At 52.8% G+C, this 19,149-nt stretch carries 13 protein-coding genes and 2 pseudogenes; 8 read left to right on the forward strand and 7 right to left on the reverse strand.

From position 1 onward, the window contains the following. The 5 genes and pseudogenes from H6F86_RS31125 to H6F86_RS31150 all read left to right on the forward strand — a co-directional run. On the forward strand, positions 1 to 249 hold a 249-nt coding region (locus H6F86_RS31125; RefSeq protein WP_190455661.1), incomplete at its 5' end, for an AAA family ATPase. 30 nt (positions 250 to 279) lie between these two features. Further along, a pseudogene (locus H6F86_RS32635) lies at positions 280 to 1,357 on the forward strand (ISAs1 family transposase). 225 nt (positions 1,358 to 1,582) lie between these two features. Beyond that, on the forward strand, positions 1,583 to 1,747 hold the full coding sequence (locus H6F86_RS31140; protein WP_190455671.1) for a hypothetical protein: 165 nt from the start codon (positions 1,583 to 1,585) through the stop codon (positions 1,745 to 1,747). Continuing rightward, a complete protein-coding gene (locus H6F86_RS33055) occupies positions 1,747 to 2,376 on the forward strand; it encodes a ParB/RepB/Spo0J family partition protein (RefSeq protein ID WP_347241475.1) in 630 nt (209 codons plus the stop codon). Before H6F86_RS31140 ends, H6F86_RS33055 begins: the two co-directional genes overlap by 1 nt. 80 nt (positions 2,377 to 2,456) lie before the next feature. Continuing rightward, positions 2,457 to 2,681 (forward strand): hypothetical protein, encoded by a 225-nt coding sequence (locus tag H6F86_RS31150; RefSeq protein WP_190455673.1) that lies wholly within the window; start codon positions 2,457 to 2,459, stop codon positions 2,679 to 2,681. A 111-nt stretch (positions 2,682 to 2,792) separates the two neighbouring features. On the opposite strand, the gene H6F86_RS31155 is transcribed toward H6F86_RS31150, so the two are convergent. After that, positions 2,793 to 3,056, reverse strand: a complete 264-nt coding sequence (locus tag H6F86_RS31155) for a hypothetical protein (protein WP_190455676.1) — start codon at positions 3,054 to 3,056, stop codon at positions 2,793 to 2,795. A gap of 531 nt (positions 3,057 to 3,587) precedes the next feature. On the opposite strand from H6F86_RS31155, the gene H6F86_RS31160 reads away from it, so the two are divergent. Further along, positions 3,588 to 3,785 (forward strand): hypothetical protein, encoded by a 198-nt coding sequence (locus H6F86_RS31160; protein ID WP_190455678.1) that lies wholly within the window; start codon positions 3,588 to 3,590, stop codon positions 3,783 to 3,785. Between the two features lie 232 nt (positions 3,786 to 4,017). Here H6F86_RS31160 and H6F86_RS31165 read toward each other — a convergent pair whose 3' ends face one another. The 3 genes from H6F86_RS31165 to H6F86_RS31175 all read right to left on the reverse strand — a co-directional run bounded on the left by H6F86_RS31165 (position 4,018) and on the right by H6F86_RS31175 (position 10,527). Continuing rightward, on the reverse strand, positions 4,018 to 8,484 hold the full coding sequence (locus H6F86_RS31165; protein WP_190455681.1) for a DUF4347 domain-containing protein: 4,467 nt from the start codon (positions 8,482 to 8,484) through the stop codon (positions 4,018 to 4,020). Positions 8,485 to 9,248: 764 nt separating this feature from the next. Next, entirely contained in the window at positions 9,249 to 9,434 is a 186-nt protein-coding gene (locus H6F86_RS31170; protein WP_190455684.1) for a hypothetical protein, read from the reverse strand. A gap of 307 nt (positions 9,435 to 9,741) precedes the next feature. Then, complete coding sequence (locus H6F86_RS31175) at positions 9,742 to 10,527, reverse strand: GDSL-type esterase/lipase family protein (protein WP_190455687.1); 786 nt, start codon at positions 10,525 to 10,527, stop codon at positions 9,742 to 9,744. A gap of 683 nt (positions 10,528 to 11,210) precedes the next feature. On the opposite strand from H6F86_RS31175, the gene H6F86_RS31180 reads away from it, so the two are divergent. Then, on the forward strand, positions 11,211 to 12,638 hold the full coding sequence (locus H6F86_RS31180; RefSeq protein ID WP_190455690.1) for an SGNH/GDSL hydrolase family protein: 1,428 nt from the start codon (positions 11,211 to 11,213) through the stop codon (positions 12,636 to 12,638). Positions 12,639 to 13,110: 472 nt separating this feature from the next. On the opposite strand, the gene H6F86_RS31185 is transcribed toward H6F86_RS31180, so the two are convergent. The 3 genes and pseudogenes from H6F86_RS31185 to H6F86_RS31195 form a co-directional block, all read right to left on the reverse strand. Continuing rightward, positions 13,111 to 14,463 carry a cytochrome P450 gene (locus H6F86_RS31185; protein WP_190455692.1) on the reverse strand — a complete coding sequence of 451 codons (1,353 nt, stop codon included), beginning with the start codon at positions 14,461 to 14,463 and terminating at the stop codon, positions 13,111 to 13,113. 164 nt (positions 14,464 to 14,627) lie between these two features. Then, positions 14,628 to 15,050: a hypothetical protein gene (locus H6F86_RS31190; protein WP_190455695.1), complete on the reverse strand. Its 423-nt coding sequence runs from the start codon at positions 15,048 to 15,050 to the stop codon at positions 14,628 to 14,630. Between the two features lie 258 nt (positions 15,051 to 15,308). After that, positions 15,309 to 18,257, reverse strand: a pseudogene (locus tag H6F86_RS31195) (Tn3 family transposase). A 74-nt stretch (positions 18,258 to 18,331) separates the two neighbouring features. On the opposite strand from H6F86_RS31195, the gene H6F86_RS31200 reads away from it, so the two are divergent. After that, on the forward strand, positions 18,332 to 19,006 hold the full coding sequence (locus tag H6F86_RS31200) for a Tn3 family transposase (RefSeq protein WP_199305622.1): 675 nt from the start codon (positions 18,332 to 18,334) through the stop codon (positions 19,004 to 19,006). The last annotated feature ends 143 nt before the right edge of the window (positions 19,007 to 19,149 follow it).

The raw sequence follows: 19,149 nt of genomic DNA on the forward strand, positions 1-19,149 counted from the left end.
AACACGATCGCTCAAAGCATTTTAGACCGGGCACCTCTACCTATTCTGCATAGCATTCATCAGATGGACTTAGTGCCTAGCAACCTAACGTTGAGTGCAGCCGATGTCAGGTTGGCGACCGCGATCGCGAAAGAAACCCGTCTTAAGAAGGCGCTCGCCCCAGTTGAGCAGAACTATGATTTTGGGTTGATCGACTGCCCACCAACACTGGGCAGGGCTAGTTTATTAAGGAGAGAAAAAACAGAATAAAACTGTTGTCTCTCTCCTGTGTTGTCTCACATGAGCCTGATTGAGCATCTCAAGCAAGTCCGCGACTTCCGCACGCAACCGCGATACGAGTTGTGGGTGATTCTGCTCCTCGTCGTCATGGGAACGTTGAGCGGTTGCACCAGTTATCGAGCCTTAGCTGAATTTGCCGAACGCCACCAAGCGGCTTTACTCGAATTACTGGCATTGCCACATTCTCGCTTGCCTTCGTATTCCACCCTTCGTCGGGTGCTGGAGCGTATCCCCTTCGGGTCCTTAACTGTAGTGTTTAACGCTTGGGCAATCACCACCCTAGAGTTGCAACCCGGTGAGCAACTGGCAACGGATGGCAAAGGGATTAAGGCTAGTGTTGTAGCCTATGACTGTACCCTGCAAGATTTTGTCAATGTCGTGTCGGCATTCTCCATCCGCCTTGGGATTGTGGTGGGATTGGTGCCCATGCACAATCAGAACGGGAGTGAAATTGAGACGGTGTTGCAATTGATCAAGGTCTTGAATGTAAGCGGCGTTTGCTTTAGCCTCGATGCGTTGCATACCCAAAAAAACGGTTGAGCAGATCCTCGACAGTGGGAATGATTTCCTCATCACCGTCAAAAAGAATCAACCCAAGCTATACGAGCATCTTCAGACTAAGTTTGAGCAAGGCAACGTGCAAAGTGTGGATGACCAAACCGAACAAGTCCGAGACCGTATCACTCAGCGTACCGTCAACGTTTTAGCGGCGGATGACGAACTTAATGTCGCTTGGCTGGGCGTGCAAAGCTTTGTTCGAGTGGAGCGCACGGGCACTCGAGGCACTGAAGCGATGCACGAAACGATGTTCTATATCAGTTCCATTACGGCAGATGCACGCCACTTTAGCCAACGGATTCGTGACCATTGGCAGGTTGAGAATCGTCTGCATTGGGTTAAAGATGTGGTCTTTAAGGAAGATAGCGCCCCCTTGTGTTCCGGTCATGCGCCCGAAACCATAGCAATCCTCCGCACGATGGCGATTAACCTACTGCGCTTAAACGGCTTTGCTTCTATTACACAAGGAATTCGGGCAGTCGCGCATGATGTTCATCACCTCTTTTCCTTTTTTCAATGAACTAGCCCTGCACTGGTAGGGGGTGTTAAGTATTCTCTCACTGGTGGCATCGACCCATATCCTGATCCCGATGCAGACGCAGTATAAAAGCTTTGTGGGTCTGGATCTGCTGTTAAGGACAATCAATGAGCTTCAACAGGAAGGGGTCGCATCAGAACTCAAGGTTGCTGGGGTCATTCCTAATCTGCATGATCGTACGGCAAAGGAAAAGAGATCTTACAGGCTGTGACGGAGCAATTTAGCGGTGTTGCATCTGTTTTCCTGCCTATTCCACGGGCTGTTGCCTTTGCTGATGCCTCTATGCAACACCTACCTTTGGGGCTATATGACCCCAAACATCCTGCCCTCGCAATCCTGACTGCTGTTACTCAAAGCTTGGAGTCTCTATAGTGCCACCACGTAAAACTGCACTCAAACCGCAGCTTCGTAATGTTGCAGCGCTTCTCAACCGCGAGGTGCCCGCTGAACAAGTTGAGCAGTCGTCTCAATCTGCTTCACTTGATAAAATCCATCTGCCTACAAAGCAGCCTCGCCGCTTTTTCGATGCTGACAAGCTGGCTCAACTGATTGCATCGGTTAAGGAGCATGGCATTCTAGAGCCGCTTCTCGTTCGCCCTCTAAAGGATGGAGAGTATGAACTGGTTGCAGGAGAGCGTCGGTTGCGGGCAGCTCGTGAAGTGGGGCTAGAAGCAGTTCCGATCGTTGTGCGTAAGTTGGATGATCGACAAGTGATCCAGGTTGCGTTGATCGAGAATTTGCAGCGGGAAGACCTGAATCCGGTGGAAGAAACAGATGCGGTGTTAGATTTACTGGCGATCAGTCTAGAGACAACGAGAGAGGAAGTGACTTCGTTGTTTTATCAGGCGCATCGGGCAAAACATCGCGGTCAGGCATTGGGACAAAACGTTTTGTCCCAATTGGAAACGGTTCAAAATGTGATGGCAGGAGTGGGTCGGTTTAGCATTGACAGCTTTCGTTCTAGCCGCTTGCCGCTGCTAAATTTGCCGGAAATGTGCTGAATGTTCTCCGCTAGGGGAAGCTGGAATATACCAAGGCACAGGCGATCGCCCGTGTAAAAGATGAGGGGCAGCGGTCTAAGTTGCTCAAGCAGGCAATTACCAAAAACCTATCGCTGAATGAGATTAAAGCAGCAATTAAAGAACTCGCGCCAGCAGTAGAGCCGACACATGAGAAAGTGCTGGTTGAGCGATTGGGTGAGATTGGCAAGCGGTTGCGGAAGAGTGAAACCTGGGGCGATCGCAAGAAACGCGATCGAATTACTAAACTATTGACCGAATTAGATCAATTAACGACTGAGATTTGATTGAATGTCCAGGGAATCCTAGATAGCGAGCCCAACCTAGTGTCTAAGGCTAATAGGACTTGCTCTTTTAACCTGCTTACAAGGGGTTAAATTGTTCCTTGCGACGTTCATCTACCGGCTCTGACATGATGGCAACAAATCATCAATCTGCAAAATTGGCTGGTGGAGTACTTTATGTGCCACTAGCAGATGGCAAGTGTCGCGTTGGTACAGTGCCGGTAAACGTGCCTGAAAAGCTTTGCGGAAGTATAAGTTGCTCAGTAAGCAACGGTGCGAACTGGCGGAAAAGCAAAACTGTTGCTGTGTAATGCTTTTAGCGATTGTGCCAGTTTTGAGCGCGTCCAGCACCGGCAGCACAAAGTGATCGTTAGCCACGCTTATCAATGGGCACCTTTAAACCAATAGAGACAGAACCAACCCGGTCAGAGCGATCGGGTTCTTTTTTGCTCTCTGACCCGTAAGTTAATCACGCTGCTGCTGACCGTCAGGAATACGAGATTTTCAGGTTGCCTCCCTAAACGTTACAGCTCCAGGGTCTTTGCACTTGCCAGCAAAATTTTAGACTGCGACCTTGGGCTTATGAGTGCGGTACTAAAAGCACTGAAAGTCTTTGTAGAAGAGCTTTTCGAGCTTTACTACGTTAACGATTGCGTTCTTGCTCTGCTTGAGCTGACTTAAGCGATAAATTCTACCAGGAACCAGTTTGCAATGGTGACACGAGGATTTTCAGACATAACAGATATCTTTACAGCACATTCCTCATCGAGAACTTGAGGGCTAACGTCGAAGATGAGCCAATTCCGATAAGTGGCTCCATCGCCTTGTTAGGCTCATTCTTCATTCTGTTCTTCCTTCGGCTGGCTTGGTTTCGTTTCGGGCTCCTTCCAATCAGGGCGTAGACCAGATATGAATTCTCGTCGCACCATGGACAGTGAAGGCTCCCAACCTGCTTCTGCTTCAATTTCGCCAACGCAGCCCCAACAGTCGCCGCCACAATCGCCCGCGAGAGGGTCGCCCGGGGCATTCAACGTGCGTCCACAAATTGAGCATTTCATACAGCTTGTTTGGGGCTTCGCTACCATTTGGGAACTAGAACTGGCATAAATCACCGTTCAGTTATAGTCTGCAACCCCGATTCTCTCGTTCCTATTAGCTCCTACGCATAGGCTAGGATGCCGATTCTTTCGTTGGTTAGTTGCAAAACCCGCAACTAACCAACGACATGTCAGCTTTAGTAGCAAGGCTCGAAGGGACTGCCTTTTGAGGCTAGGGCTTACTTTGATACGCAGCGTGACCGGTGGTCAAACACGTGCCCGTGTACAGTGCCCGTCTTAAACTAAGCGAGCGTGAATGGTCGCACGCTCCAATCACTGGATGTGTTGGGGAGTTGATACGCTTGCACATAGCTAAAACCACTCAGTTGCCAAAGCCCCGTTTGCCCCGTCGCCGCATTACGCCAGAGGAAGTCCGGGGTGCGGTCGCCACCCAAGTCAGCGACACCTACCAACTGCCAGTTCACATCCGGTGCTGCTGTGACGAAGTAACCGCTTTGTAACCCCGTGCGGTTCATCTGCCAGATCGCATTCTCACCGGTCGCCCGGTTGCGCCAGACGATATCCGCAAGGCCATCATGGTCAAAATCAGCCGTGCCCGCTACCTGCCAGTTTGTATCTGCCACAGTATTGATGTAGAAGGCGCTCTTGGTCGTCAAACCATTCATTTGCCAGATGGCGTTCTCGCCCGTCACCCGGTGACGCCACAGCAGGTCAGCTTTCCCATCGTTGTCAAAGTCAGCCGTACTGATAATCTGCCAATTCAAATCTGCCACTGTAGTAAGCAGCGCTGCGGTTTGGGTGCTAAAGCCGCTCATCTGCCAGATGGCATTCTGGCCCGTCGCTTGATGATGCCACAGGAGGTCGGCGGTCCCGTCCCCATTGAAGTCGTCGGTGCCCAGGAGCTGCCAGTTCAGGTCAGCAATCGTGGCGAGGTAGTAGCCACTTTGGAGCCCGGTGCTGTTCATTTGCCAGATGGCATTCTCGCCTGTACGCTGGTTGCGCCAGAGGAGGTCAGCGTTGCCGTCGCGATCAAAGTCAGCAGTGCTGATGATCTGCCAGTTGGCATCAGCAACAGTGGGCAGGTAGTAGCTGCTCTGTAAGGTCGAGTTGTTCAACTGCCAAACCACGTTCTGTCCGCTTATACGGTCGCGCCACAGCAACTGAACCTGGTCATCGTTAGCGATCGTGCCCACCCTTATGTTTGCGTCAGAGGCGATCATTGCATTGGACGAACTGAGCAGCTTTACCAGGAAGGTTTCTTCTTGCTCAACCTTGGTGTCACCCTTCACAGCCACAGTGATGGTTTTGCTCGTCTCACCCGGATTGAAGGTGAGCACACCCGATACTGCTGTGTAGTCATTGTCAGCAACGGTTGCCGTACCATCCGCTGTAGTGTAGTTGACGGTGACCGTCTCGGCACTCGTGTTCGAGAGGTTCACGGTAAAGGTGTAGGCAGTGGTGCCGCTATTGCCTTCAGTGCGGTTACTAGTGCTGCTGAGAGTGACTATTGGAGTGATCACCTGAGACAGCTTGGAGAGGAAAATATTAGTCGTGCTGCCTGGTAACAGGGTGAACCTGCCATCTACTACGGTGAAAGTACCTTCGGGCGCTAAGGTGAAGGTACCTTTACCTGGGTCAAAATCGGCTGTGCCTTGAAAGTAACCCGTAGTGTAGACATTGCCACTACTATCCACGCTGATGCTGCTGGCTTTGTCAGCAAGACTACCGCCCATGCGCTTGGCCCAGACAAAGTTGCCGCTTGCATCCAGCTTGCTCACAAAAATATCTGAGTTACCTACACTAGTGAGGTTCGTAGTGCCCATGCCTGGGTCGAAGTCAACGGTGCCGTAGAAGGAGCCCGTGGTGTAGACGTTGCCACTGCTATCCACGCTAATACCAGTGACCTCGTAAAACACACCCATACGCTTGACCCAGACAAAGTTGCCGCTTGCATCCAGCTTGCTCACAAAAATATCTGAGTTACCTACACTAGAGAGGTTCGTAGTGCCCATGCCTGGGTCGAAGTCAACGGTGCCGTAGAAGGAGCCCGTGGTGTAGACGTTGCCACTGCTATCCACATCAATGTCTCTAGCAATGGCATAACTATTGCCCATGCGCTTGACCCAGACAAAGTTGCCGCTCGCATCCAGCTTGCTCACAAAAACTTCATTGCTACCTGTACTGGTGAGGTTGAGGGTACCTGTGCCCGGATCGAAGTCAGCAGTACCTTGAAAGAAGCCCGTGGTGTAGACATTGCCACTGGTATCGACGCTAATACCCGTAGCAGCGTCATCACTACTACCGCCCATGCCTTTGGCCCAGACAAAGTTGCCGCTCGCATCCAGCTTGCTCACAAAAACTTCATTGCTACCTGTACTGGTGAGGTTCATGATACCTATGCCCGGATCGAAGTCAGCAGTACCTTGAAAGGAGCCCGTGGTGTAGACATTACCATTACTGTCAATGCTGATGCCGTTGGCACTGTCATCATAAATACTGCCGCCCAGACCTTTCGCCCAGACAAAGTTGCCACTGCTGTTGAGTTTACTGATAAAAATGTCAGCGCCACCTGCACTGGTGAGAGTAAACAACCCGACTCCAGGGTCAAAATCAACGGTGCCATAGAAGGAGCCAACGGTGTAAACGCTCCCCTCACGGTCGACCACAGTTTTAGGTGTTAAGCCGAGTGAACCCCCAGTAAACTGCTGCGCCTGAACCAAGTTACCCGCAGTATCAAGCTTGGAGAGGAAAATGCTAGCTATGCCGCCCGGTGCCAGGTTAAACGTGTCCGTACCTGGGTCGAAGTCAACCGTATCGTTGAAGGTGCCCGTTGTGTAGACATTACCATTACTATCGACGCTAATGCCGTTAGCTTGGTCGGTGCCATTGCCACCCATGCCTTTGGCCCAGACAAAGTTGCCGCTCGCATCCAGCTTGCTGACAAAGATGTCACTGCCGGCGCCCGTACTGGTGAGGTTCGTGGTACCCGCACCCGGGTCAAAATCGACCGTGCCACCGTAGTAGCCTGTAGTGTAAACATTACTATTACTATCAACGCTGATGCCGTTGGCTTGGTCGGTGCTATTGCCACCCATGCCTTTGGCCCAGACAAAGTTGCCGCTCGCATCCAGCTTGCTGACAAAGATGTCACTGCCGGCGCCCGTACTGGTGAGGTTTGTGGTATCCGCACCTGGGTCGAAATCGGCTGTGCCCGAAAAGGAACCTGTGGTGTAGACATTGCCATTACTATCGACGCTGATACCTCTAGCAATGACGGAACTACTGCCGCTGCCCATGCCTTTGGCCCAGACAAAGTTGCCGCTCGCATCCAACTTGCTGACAAAGGTGTCACTGCCGCCCGTATTGGTGAGGTTCGTGGTACCCGCACCCGGGTCGAAGTCGACCGTGCCCTCGTAATAATAGCCTGTAGTGTAGACATTGCCATTACTATCGACGCTGATGCCAGTGCCGAAGTCATCACTGCCGCTGCCCATGCCTTTGGCCCAGACAAAGTTGCCGCTCGCATCCAGCTTGTTGACAAAGATGTCAAAGCTACCGCGCGTACTGGTGAGGTTTGTGGTACTCGTACCCGGATCGAAGTCGACTGTGCCACTGTAGTAGCCCGTGGTGTAAATATTGCCACTCACGTCCACATTAATACCACTGGCATAGTCACCACTAATGCTACCCATGCGTTTGGCCCAGACAAAGTTGCCACTCGCATCCAGCTTGCTGACAAAAATATCAGTGCCACCTGCGCTGGTGAGGTTTAAGGTACCTATGCCCGGATCGAAGTCAGCAGTACCTTGAAAGTAGCCCGTAGTGTAGACGTTGCCGCCACCATCCACGCTGATGCCAGTGGCTTGGTCGTAATGACTACTGCTGCCTATACGCTTTGCCCAAACGAAATTGCCGTTCCCATCCAGCTTGCTGACAAAAATATCATCGAAACCTGCACTGGTGAGGGCAAACGCTTCGACTCCAGGGTCAAAATCAACGGTGCCAAAGAAAGAGCCGACAGTATAAACATTCCCTGCCCCGTCGACAAAAGTTTTAGAATTTGAGTCGAGTGCCCCCCCGCCAAACTGCTGGGCACTAGCAAAAACCGCATCATCCAACACCCCACCGTAACTCTGCATCGTTATGGGCAAGAACGCCAGCGGCGCATCGACGTGGCCTATATTCACCTCTAATGTCCAGTTGCCACCCAAAGCAGCGTTGCCTGTCCGGTCATCTGATGCAGCGATGTCAGCTCCGGTGAGTTGGGCAAACTGTTGGACGAAGGACTGACCAATCGTGCCCTGAGCAACATCACAGCCATACAGCAAGATATCGGCATCGTCGGTGAGTGCGTGACCCCACGACTGCAATTCACTGCTGTAGTTGTGGAGGTTAGACAGACTGAGCCCCTTACTGCCCAAGGCCAAAGCACCGGCTTGACCATGCGAGACGAGATGGAGACTGGTGATGCCAGTCCGTCCCAACAAGGTTTGGGTGATTTGAGCAATGGCATCCTGCGCTGAGTGGAGCCAATGCACTTCCGTACCGGGCTGTACACCTGCCAGTAAGCGCTGGTAGTCCTTCACACCTGGAGCAAGAAAAACCAGACTGGATGCGTGAACAAGAGTGGGTTGTAAGTCTGCTGCCACTCCAGGCGACAGCGCTGTCGTCAGCAGAGCAGCTGCACTCAGTGCACTGGCGGTAGACAGTGGCTGAAGACTGGCAGTAGACGAAAAGGCTGCTTCCATGACAAGGTGGCGGGGTAAAGGGTGCGGATGGCTGCGGTGCTTGGCTGGCAACTAGAGGCTGTGGTGCCAAAGCCCGCGCGTTCAGTTGTAGCGCTATAACTGAACGCGCGGGCTTAAGCAAAGGGTTCCCCAGTGGCATCTGCTAAGTGCTGCCTTCAAGCAAGCTTCTCAACGTATTCATGCCTGATTCATAAACAAGACTGTATTCTGGCAACTGTTCCACTTCTTGCTGCTCTTACCCAGTCGAACAAAGAGTCCTTTTGGTTACCCCTTTTAGACCAGAAGCAACTGCTGCTGTAAGAGGCTTTCAGACTACGACCTTTGCTACCCATTTCTTGCTACCCCTGCACTACGGTTTGGCGATCGCCGTAATATGCATCGCAAGTTTCCAGAGGGAGAGCGAGATGAGCGCAGCCAGCCAGCAGCCACTACAGCACCTAGAGGCACAGATCGAAGCTAGGGTGCAAGCCATTTAGGTTAATCGGGACTGGTGTCCAAGACGGTATGGCCCAGCTTTGGCAAAGCGGGGAGCAATGCATTGCTCTCAAAAGAATGTCATTGGGTGCAGGCTAATCTGAAGCAGAGCCCAAAAGTTACAGAGCTTGTCAGGCATCTCGGTGCTGGTTTTGGTAGCCGAAAGTAGCCATTGTCAGTGGTCAGTTGATGGGAGCAATGAGGGCAATGTGTAGGGGAAGTGAGTGCGATCGTCTAGACGTCAAAGCCGCATACTGCTGTCACTTAAGGGTGTACAAAGCAAAGCAAGGCTAGAGGGATTGATCGCGTGGCACCGTTGCACCCCGGAGCAACGGTGCCACGGCAGCATCGGGCTTGCAGGCGTTGAAAACAGGAAAAAAGACTGCTTTACTACCGCTTTTCGAGTCAAAAAAGTCCAATTTCAGTCCACAGCCACTAGTACACCCCTCAAAAGCGGTGGCGGTAGGATCGCTCACGTCCCTCTTTTACGTGGCAATCGCGGTCAGGTCCCGATTAATCATTGTGTTCTTGGTCGAGACAGCCTTTCGCCACAGGCACTCGCCGATTAGGCCTAGTGATAGCAGCGGATGCCGTTGGCGAATGTGCTATGAGCAGAACGACAAAAAAGTGACAGACGCTGAAAAGGCCCGATTCTTCGTTGCTAACCAATTCTTGTAGTCTTCTTGTAAGAGCGGTTGTCATACATTCACCAACAGCATCCGTTGCTATCACTAAGCCGATCACAAAGCTGTACAGATGGCGTTGAGCGATAGGAAGGCACCGCTATTGCCCTTTGGGGACTGGAGTGGAACACAGGGGTAAATAGGACTTCATGGCTTTGAACCAGGCTAGAGCCATTTTCTGCTGCCCCTGAGGATTGGGATGTGCCCAGTCGAAGGTGTCACTGCCAGGACCAGGTGCCGCTCTAAAGCCAAGATAATGAGGCACAGTCCTGATCGGTGACGCTGGTGTGGAGAGTCTACTCGCCATGGACTCGACCAACGAACGAATTTGCCTCGCAGTGTCACTATCGAAGTTTAAATGCCCTACCAGGATCAACACCTTGGGGTTCCGCGTCCGCAGGATACCGATGATATCCTCCAACGGTGCCACGATCGCCTGAGTCAAAAGCGCCTTGGCCTCGACTGCGTTAGCAGTGCTGTTAGCAGCCTCCTGGTCATTAGTCCCCAGATGAATCAGCACGATATCCGGGCAAGCATATAACGGCAACCAAGTCGCCAACTGATCACGCACAGCAGCCGTTTTCCAGCCATAGTGTCCTTCATGATGGCGATCAAACTGCACACCAGGAGCCACTGCTGGCCAAGTAGCCTCTGGCTGTAGCCCCGTCCTCATCGACCCAATGAACACAAAGGGCACACCCGCCTCGATTAATAACCGCTGTAAGGGTAAGCGGTAAGTATACTCTTCGCGGTCCGTTCGCCCACCTTGAGTAATCGAATCACCCAGAGGCAGGATGTGGACAGGGCGTGGTGCGGCTCCAACTTGCCAAACGGCTAGCACCAGCACCGCCACCATGCCCACCCAGAACGCTCTACCGTTTCGCATATAAGCTCCCCTTGAACGACCCAGCACATGCAGCCTATAGCATGATATCGGTGGCGCTAAACGCGTCCAGGCTAGTCGTAAGGTCCGAACTCATACAAGCGACGCTTGGGGCTGGGCCACTTCAACCCATCAGCCAGTAGACCGCCTTAGCCATCGGGACCTTCAGTCATTTGGAGCGGCTTGCAGTCGCTGATGGCAAAAGCGGGGTCTGAAAACTTGGCGCTAGACCGGGTCGGAGACCCATGCATGCAATTTGGTATCACGATGCACTGCAAAGGCTTTTGCAGCCACGCTTGCATTGGTTCATTGCCGAACAGGCCATTCATCCACAACAACAAAGGCTTTCAGCCCGTAGAAGGGTACCAAAGCGTCAGGTGTACGACTGCCTTTGGTAGGCCCGCAAGGTCAAATTGAGTCCAAAGTGTACGATGCAAAGCTTGACACTGCTTGCCTTGGCGGTGTTGGCTGCCTGACCGCTAGATGTTTTGAGCAGGTTTGCACCGCTAGAAAGCTTAGACGCTAGGCATTCTCGGTCTTCCATGACCCTGAATTGCCTGCATGGGTCTCCGACCCGCATGGCAGCCCTAGCGGCTGTCGCTTGACGAACCGTTGGGTCAAAGCACTTGTGGTGCCCTTATGCTGTTAAAAGGCAAAAGTTTCATGCTGAAAAGTGTAGCAAGCCAGTGAAAAACAGATGGGTTTGGACAATCGTGACGGTGAGCGCGCTTTGCTGCTCTGGCTTCGCCGTTCAAGCCTATCCACCCCCTGCCCCGCCTGCTAACCCCTCCAGTTTAGGCGCTCACATCCAGCGGACAATGGCGTTGATGGCAAATAGCAGCCCGCAACAGCGGCAAACCGTTCGCATTCTTTTTTATGGCCAATCGACGACGAAGCAGGCCTGGTCACGTGCCGTGGCCGCTGATTTACGCGCGCGCTTTCCCAACACTAACTTCGTGATCAAAAATCGCTCGATCGGCGGGTGTGCCTCTCAATGTTTGGTTGCTCCAGCCGAGCATGACCTCTATCCGTTCTATCCCGATCTACTCATCTTCCATGTGTATGGCTCTCATCTTGATTATGAGAAGATCATCCGTAAAGTGCGTGCCACCACCACAGCAGAAGTGCTGCTGCTCACGGACTACTACACAGGCCCATCCGCCTGGAGTGACAAGATGTCCGATGGGTTTATCCCGCACTTCGCGCGGCGCTATCATAGCGGCTTCGTCGATATTCGGCATCCTTGGCTGCGTTATCTGCGGGAGCATAACTATTTACTCAGCCAGTTGCTGGTAGACGACGGCCACCTGAATGCCCACGGTAACTGGCTGATGGCTGAGCTGGTCAAGCGGTATCTCATCTATCAGCCAGCGCAGCCGTCTGACCCTGATGCACTGGTGCGGACTTACGTGGTGGGCAAGGATATTTTCTTTAGAGATGGAAAACTGACCTTGCCCTTTGTGGGCAATCGCATTGATGTCATTGCGTCTGCCGCCCAGCTGACTGGCGCCAGCGGTCGCATTCGGATTGATGGCCGCAAACCCTCTACATTTCCAGAGCTGTATAGCATGACCCGTCCCAATGGTCAGTTGGCGGCCGACTGGATTGAGTCGCCTGAGACAGGCAAGGATTGGCCCTGGGAAGTCGGAGCGCTGATGCGGGTGCGCGCTCAGACGCCCTTGCAGGTAGAGGATTGGACGGTCACGCTCACTCATTTCCGCTCTAATACTGACTTTGCTTTCACCGTGACTGGGAGTGTGACTGGGGAGGATGGTGCTGGCTCCTATGCAGAGCACCCGTTTATTTCTCGTTCTGGGCGCGTGGTCATTGATCAAAGTGCCTGGTGGCTGGCCCCACTCACAAATGTTTCGGTGACCGACGGTTTCCAGATTCGGTGGTCGATTGTGCCACATTTTGTGGACACCTATACGCCCCGCTCCAATCCAGACCCGACGCTGGAGCAAACAACCACACTGGCTCAAGGGTTGACCAATCGCAGGCATACCCTTGAGGTGCTTTCCAGTGACGGTCACCCCTTACCCATTCAAGCCATTCGGGTTTATCATCCCCTGGTCGGGCGAGCCAGTAAGGCTGCGGTCAAGCCCAACAAGTGAACACAGGGGGTTGAGCTGGCAGCGTCTCTGGGTTTTTTCACATGGCCCCTCGAAAAGGCAGCTTCCACGACGCGATACACGAGTCTGATGGTAAGCAGTTTCTCAGTCCTTCGCCTTTGTCTAGCAGCGGCGACAAAAGGGTCGTTAAGGATAACTGTCCCGTTTGCGATGCTTGGCTTGTTGTCAATGAGCAGACAGTCCCAACGTAGAATCAAGCTTTTGCGGCATCGGCTGTCCCGTTTACAGGCGGAAATGGGACAGTTCAGACTGTTAAGTACTAAATCCGAGTGATTGCTAAAAGTCTTCAGCAGCAAGCTTTCTAGCCTTAGCGACCAAAATTTCTCCATTGCTAGACAAAGGTGACTTACGAACCAAAAAAATGTTCGATGGGCTGGAAAGCCTTATTTGCATTGCGTTTCAAAGCATCGCTCGAAGAGCGTCTCAGTAGCGGCACCTCTACGGCGCGGGGCCGTTAGGCCATCGGCACGCTACTGTCAGTCGCGGCTGAAAGGCCCTGCAGCGGCTGGCGGTAAAACCGCACCTTCAGACCGTCTTTGGGGTGGGGCGTGGGCACCGTCACCAGCGTCAGATCCTGAGGCAACAAACTCCAGTCATACCCCTGCAAGAGTTTAGCCGCAAAGAGCTTCAGTTCCAGACGCGCAAATTCCTTCCCCAAGCACTCCCGGACGCCGCCGCCAAACGGCACATGACTAAACGGCTTGACCTTATCCTCCGCCCGTTCCGGGCTAAAGCGCCCCGGGTCAAACTGCTCCGGTGCCAGAAAAAGCTCGCTGTCCTGGTGAGTCAAATTGATCTCATAGAGCACGCTCCAACCCTGGGGCAGCAGGAACCCGCCAAACTCACATGACTGCAAGACCTGCCGAAAACCGCCGCCTACCGGCGCAATGCACCGCAGTACCTCCTTCAAGACCTGCTCCAGGTAAGTCATCTGCTTTAACGTTTCCAGCGAGAGCGGTACGCCTCTAAATTGGGACTGTTCCGCTCTCGCCCTGTCCTTGACCGCTGGATGCTGCGCCAGGAGCAAGCAGAAAGAGGCCAGCGCCGAAGTCAGCGTTTCATGTCCCGCAAACAGCAGCAGCAACACTTGATCTTTGAGTTCTTCCAACCCTAACGGTTGACCGTCCTCATCGCGCGCCCGCAGCAGTACCCCCAAGGCATCACTGCCCTGACTGCCCGCCTGTTGCCGCTCCCGGATCAGCGTCTCTAGGCCCGTGAGCAATTGCTCACGGCAACGGAAAGCCTTGCCAAAGCGCGTCCAAGGTAAGCGCAACGGCAGACTGAACAGCCCCTCACACCAGGTTGCAAACCAGTGCCCCAACTCTGTTTGAGCAGCGTCATCCAGACCAATCAGCAGCTTACCGGCAATGTCAAACGTATAGTTTCGGAGCTCCGGGTACCAGGTCAACGTTTCCAGCGCGACCCAGCGCTCCAGGTACTGCTCACTGATCGCCGCCAGCACGGGGACATAACCTGCCAAGGCACGGGGCTGAAAGGCTTGTGCCAGCAGCTTGCGCCGCTGTAGATGCAGCGCACCTGTTTGCAGTGCCAGCGACAGCGGACCTAAGAGTCGCTTCACGCTAGGCGGCCAACTGACGACGAAAAACTGGTTTTCGTGAGACAGGACGAAGTCATTCGCCGCCGCACCCTTCAGAAAGACAGTTGGGTTGCCCAGTAGCTGCGTCTTAAAGATCGGACCGTACTGCCGATGGCGCTTCTTGGCAAAGTCAGGATCACGGAGGAAGGCAAGGGTTTCGCCCAAGAGGGGTAGACGCAGCTGACCAGGGGGAGTAGTGAGGGAAGACATCAGTGGCTATTCAGTGCCGCGGTAGTAATGAGCTATTCCGGTTCGATCTTCGCAGGCTTCAGACCGATTTGCTAGGGGTAGAGAGACAACCGCGCCCAAAGTGGTCAGCGAAGCTGAACCGCTCTCACTTGCTTGCGGTTGAGCGCTGGGCTCAGTGCGCCCGCTTACTCTGGTGCCTCACTAAACGGCAGCGAAAGCTGGTTGCGCCATTCCAGCCGCTGTCGTTTCTGCGCTGTTTCCAGCTGCCGTCTAGCCTTGACCTGGTGCAACACCTGTTTGATATAGGCAATCCCCTCCGCCTGCGTCATATTTCTGGTCTCAGCCGGACTCAAAGCCCCGCTGAGACTGCTCTTACACCCGATCGCCCATGGTTCTAAACTTTCCAAAGGGCTAGAAACCCCTTCAGGCAGTGTCTTACACCCACTTTCACCCAATAAGTTTGTGTGACTGGTGGGGCTGGCTGCCGCCCACGCGCAATCCAGCCCCACATCACTCTGAAGTGCGCCCATTGTTGCGTTTTGTAAATGCCTCGGATGCCACAGATCCCGATGACGATAGAGCGTCGTACCACTCAACCCATAGGTCACCAGTGCATCGAAGCGTTCCGTGATGCCTGACGGTAGTGCTGCCTTTTCGAGTAAGTCAGCGACGGCTCGCTGGGGTCATTGAAGGGTTGCTGTCATGAGATGCAATTAGCCCATACCAGCGGGGAGAACCCTCTATTTTTGCGCTTTTTTCATAAGTTTGGCTTATAGAGATTGAGCCAGAAAATTCCAGGTCGCCAGGGTTAGATCGCCCTGGCTAACAACGTCAATTAGAGGAGCTAGAGGAGCGAAAGATTAACGTTAGCTGGCAAGGGATTCGATTTGCAGTCGTTCTGTCATGTTGAGCCGAAAGACGCCATACGGATTGACATGGGCATAAATAAGCGGCGTTAAGGCTCTGAGTTCATTCACACCCATTTGCCCCATCCAGTCCGGTTCGGACAAAATTTGCTGAATCAGCAAGGTGTTGATGTAAACCAAACTCACCTGGAGCAGGTGTAAACAAAGCATGGAGATTTCCTTCAACACAACGGGAGCAGACGTAAAGTCACCGCTCTTGCCATAGAAGATGAAGTCATTGGCACTATTCCAGTTTTCAACGACATTCAAGCCCTCCTGGATCTCCTGGCGCATGCGCTCATCATGCAGATAACGACATAGAAAGATCGTTTTGATAGCTCTCCCCAGTTCCGCTAAAGCTAAGTAGACCGGGTGTTTGACGTTGTTGCGCGTGAACCGGGATAAGATTACCTCTGGCTCAGCCGTTCCTTGTTTAAGAGCGGTGGCAAACTTGACCATCATGTCATACTGCTCCCGGATCAATCGCCACCGGATAGGGCGTTTGATAATTGCCTGAAGATGAGGATAAGACTGGGATTGACCTTTATCGGGCAGGTACAGTTTTTGCTGGTGAATGCCTTTGATGCGTGGCATGAGTTGGAAGCCGAGGAGATAGCAAAAGGCAAAGCCAACTTCACTTTGACCGTGCGTATCGACGTAGTTTTTATCGATAGCCATTTGGCTACAGTGGCGTAGCACGCCCTGGATCATAGCCGCAACCTCAGAGGAGGAACAGCGCTTGAGTTGGGAATAGACGCAAACCGACTTCTTCTCCACATGCCAGTAAATCATCACACCCCGTCGTTGATAGCGTGGGTGCCACTCGGTCATGAGGTTCTGGTCCCAGGTGCCAAACTGCTTGGAGTCTGAGGCACAAGCTGTGGTGCCATCCCCCCAAATGTGAGGCAAGCGAACGCGGAACACGGCATCCGCCACATCGGTGATAGCTTGCCGGAGTGCCGCCTTACTCAAAAACTTGCGGCGGACATAGTGCAAATCAAAGTAGCCGACGCCATGATCTGACGGTGCAATTCGTTTGATGCCAAGATTCGTTCCTAAGGCGTACAGGCACAACAGCAGACGTTTCTGTAGCTCAACGGAGTCAAGGATTTCCCGGCTACCAGTGCTACGAAAATGGGTCGTGAACTGGAGCCGAAATTCGGTTTCTTTGAGGATGTCCAGTAAAGGAACCGTGGACCAGCGCCGATTGAGTTCTTTCTTCAACTTTCTCAACTGTTCTGGTTCCGGTTGCGCCTCCAGAGGCGTCAAGCGAATCCACCCGTCACGAGTCGAGGAAATGTCCACTTTAGAATTGGTGGGTAGCCCCGCATTAAATTGCTCTAGGGCTTGAGCCATGTCCTGCTGAATTTTGGAGATAAAGGATTCAACCTCCAGGGGTTGCTGCAAGTCCTGATAATAGGTCGCTCGCTTGGTCTCAAAGTCTTGCGGCAAATCTTCATCCGGATTCCGGTAGCGCTTGGCTCCATCTACCCAGATCTCCTTGCAGCGCAATTTGTCCCGGACGGTTTGGAGCACACCCAATTCATACGCGACCCAGTCAACCTGAGGTTCGCCGTTCTCTCCGGTACTGACCGCGACGGATTGCCATGTGGAACTGAGAACTCCTTCAATAGGTACGGTTCTATCGGCTGGGTAAGGCGTGCGAGAGGGGGTGTCCGCGTAATCCTTCAAAAGTTGCAGTGCTGCCATGACCGGTTGCGTTTGTGGGCTATCACATCGGAACTCCAATGCTTTGAGAATCAAGGGCAGCATCCGACGGTAATGGTGGTTATAGGCAGAGCGCAGGCGAGCATGAAGCCGTTCTCGAAAGCTCTCTCCCCCACTCAAACTGTCTACCAGCTTTTCCAGCGTCTCCTCTCCCGCAATGGGGTAAATCACGTCCTTGACCAAGCCCTCCGGTTCGGCCAGAGCAGCCAGAGCGATCTGATACAGGATTTTGTCGTGGTCAGTGCTACTTTGCGCTTTGGCGACCACTTCTTCAGTGACTCGCTTACGACTCCGTCGTTCCAGGCGATTCACCAGTTGCAGCAGAAGCTCAACGATGTTGTCGATGACCTCTTGCAAGCGTAAGGAGCAAAATGCCGCCAGTAGGGTGTATCGAATCGGCTCAGGGTGTTGTCTTAATTCGGTCAGCGTCTCCGTCTCAACCCGCAATCGGTATCGCTCCACAATACTGTCGCACAAGTTCGTGAACAGATCGCTAGGAAGTCCGACTGTTTGAAGAATTTCGAGTTTCGACAACTCCGCTTCCAAGCTCTTCACCGTAGCAGATCCAACCTCCTCTTTCAGTTGATTGAGCCGGATCTCGTGGGGGTCCAGGAGGTAGGAATCTTCTTGAGGTCCCGTTAAATCATCCAACGCCTTTCGGCAAGACTCGGCAATGCGCTCGCTGATAGCCGCACAAAGCTGTATCTCAAACTGGCGCTTGGCTGAGTTGAGTAGACGCGCCATGCGTCCAGAGGTCGGAGGTTCAATCTTACGCGTCTTTAGCTCCTCATAGAGTGACTGTTGGATGCGACGAGCATCGACTTCCTTGGGTAAGACAACATCGATAAGCCACTGACGCAACTCGTCAAAATCTGGCGCCTGAACAGGACGGAACTGAAGCAATTGCCGGATTTCGGCTCGACGATAGTGGCTGGCTCGTCCTTGCCAATCGTACTCCTGGTAAAGGCTGGCAGAAATGCCCAATTGTTGGGCGACAAATTCTTGCACAACGCGAGGAATCTCATTCTTCTTTTCTGGAAACCGCCCCTGCCATTGAAAGAACTTCAGCAGCAGCGCGAACCCTAAACGGTTAGCTCCCTTCTTTTGAGCAACCAGTTCCCTCTCCTAGCTATCAAGACTCCAATGCTCAGTTAGCTCCTCGTTCTCCCATTTTCGCTTCATGCTACGCCTCTAAATGACTGCTTTAGAGAGCGTAAAACCTCAGCAGAGTAGATAACCTAAACTTATCAATCAGAGTGTGTAGAAGGTCGGCACCTTGGAAAAATCAGCCGCTAGGCCCCAATCACAGCAAGGGTTTTGGGCTAATTGCATCTCATGACAGCAACCCTTCAAGGACCCCACCCCATGTCATCAATCAAGAACGGATTTCCCAGCATTGGGATGACATGCTACGGTTAGCGGGTTCACTCAAACAAGGGTGGGTCACAGCTTCGCTGCTGCTGCAAAAGTTGCAGGCTTTTCCACGCAAACATCCGCTCACACAGGCGCTTCAGGAGTATGGCAGGTTAATCAAAACGATTCACATTCTGCGTTGGTATGCCGATGAAAACAATCGCCGTCGGCTAAATCGACAGCTCAACAAAGGAGAAGCTTTGCATAGCCTCCGCTCGCATCTGTGTTACGCCAATCAGGGAGAAATTCGAGCGCAGCAGGATGAACAACTCCACAATCAGGTGGGCTGTCTAAATTTAGTCACGAACGCGGTGATTGTTTGGAACTCGGTTTATATCGAACAGGTGGTTCAACAATTGAAGCAGGAGGGGCAGTTTCCAGGTGACGAAGCGTTGAAACAGATCTGGCCCACTCGTCATGCTCACATCAATGTCTATGGGCGGTACTACTTCAACCGAGAACAGGTTGGTAAGAAACAGCAACTCCGAGCGCTACGCCAATCTGGGTTTCAGCCTTAACGACCAAAATTTTTCCGTTGCTATAACTCAACGTGAGTTCGACGGGGTTAGAAGACAACCGGAGGCAGTGCAGGCAAGCCTTTGCACTCCAAGTTCAAGGAGGGTTTTTTCTCCTGATAGGTATACGCAATTAAGCCTGCCAG

The organism is Phormidium sp. FACHB-592, assembly GCF_014695795.1.
Classification (GTDB): Bacteria; Cyanobacteriota; Cyanobacteriia; order Leptolyngbyales; family Leptolyngbyaceae; genus Stenomitos.

Bases quoted from the DNA above. Each gene is read 5' to 3' on its own strand.
- H6F86_RS31160 (WP_190455678.1), top strand. From the start codon at position 3,588: ATGAATTCTCGTCGCACCATGGACAGTGAAGGCTCCCAACCTGCTTCT.
- H6F86_RS31165 (WP_190455681.1), bottom strand. From the start codon at position 8,484: ATGGAAGCAGCCTTTTCGTCTACTGCCAGTCTTCAGCCACTGTCTACC.
- H6F86_RS31175 (WP_190455687.1), bottom strand. From the start codon at position 10,527: ATGCGAAACGGTAGAGCGTTCTGGGTGGGCATGGTGGCGGTGCTGGTG.
- H6F86_RS31185 (WP_190455692.1), bottom strand. From the start codon at position 14,463: ATGTCTTCCCTCACTACTCCCCCTGGTCAGCTGCGTCTACCCCTCTTG.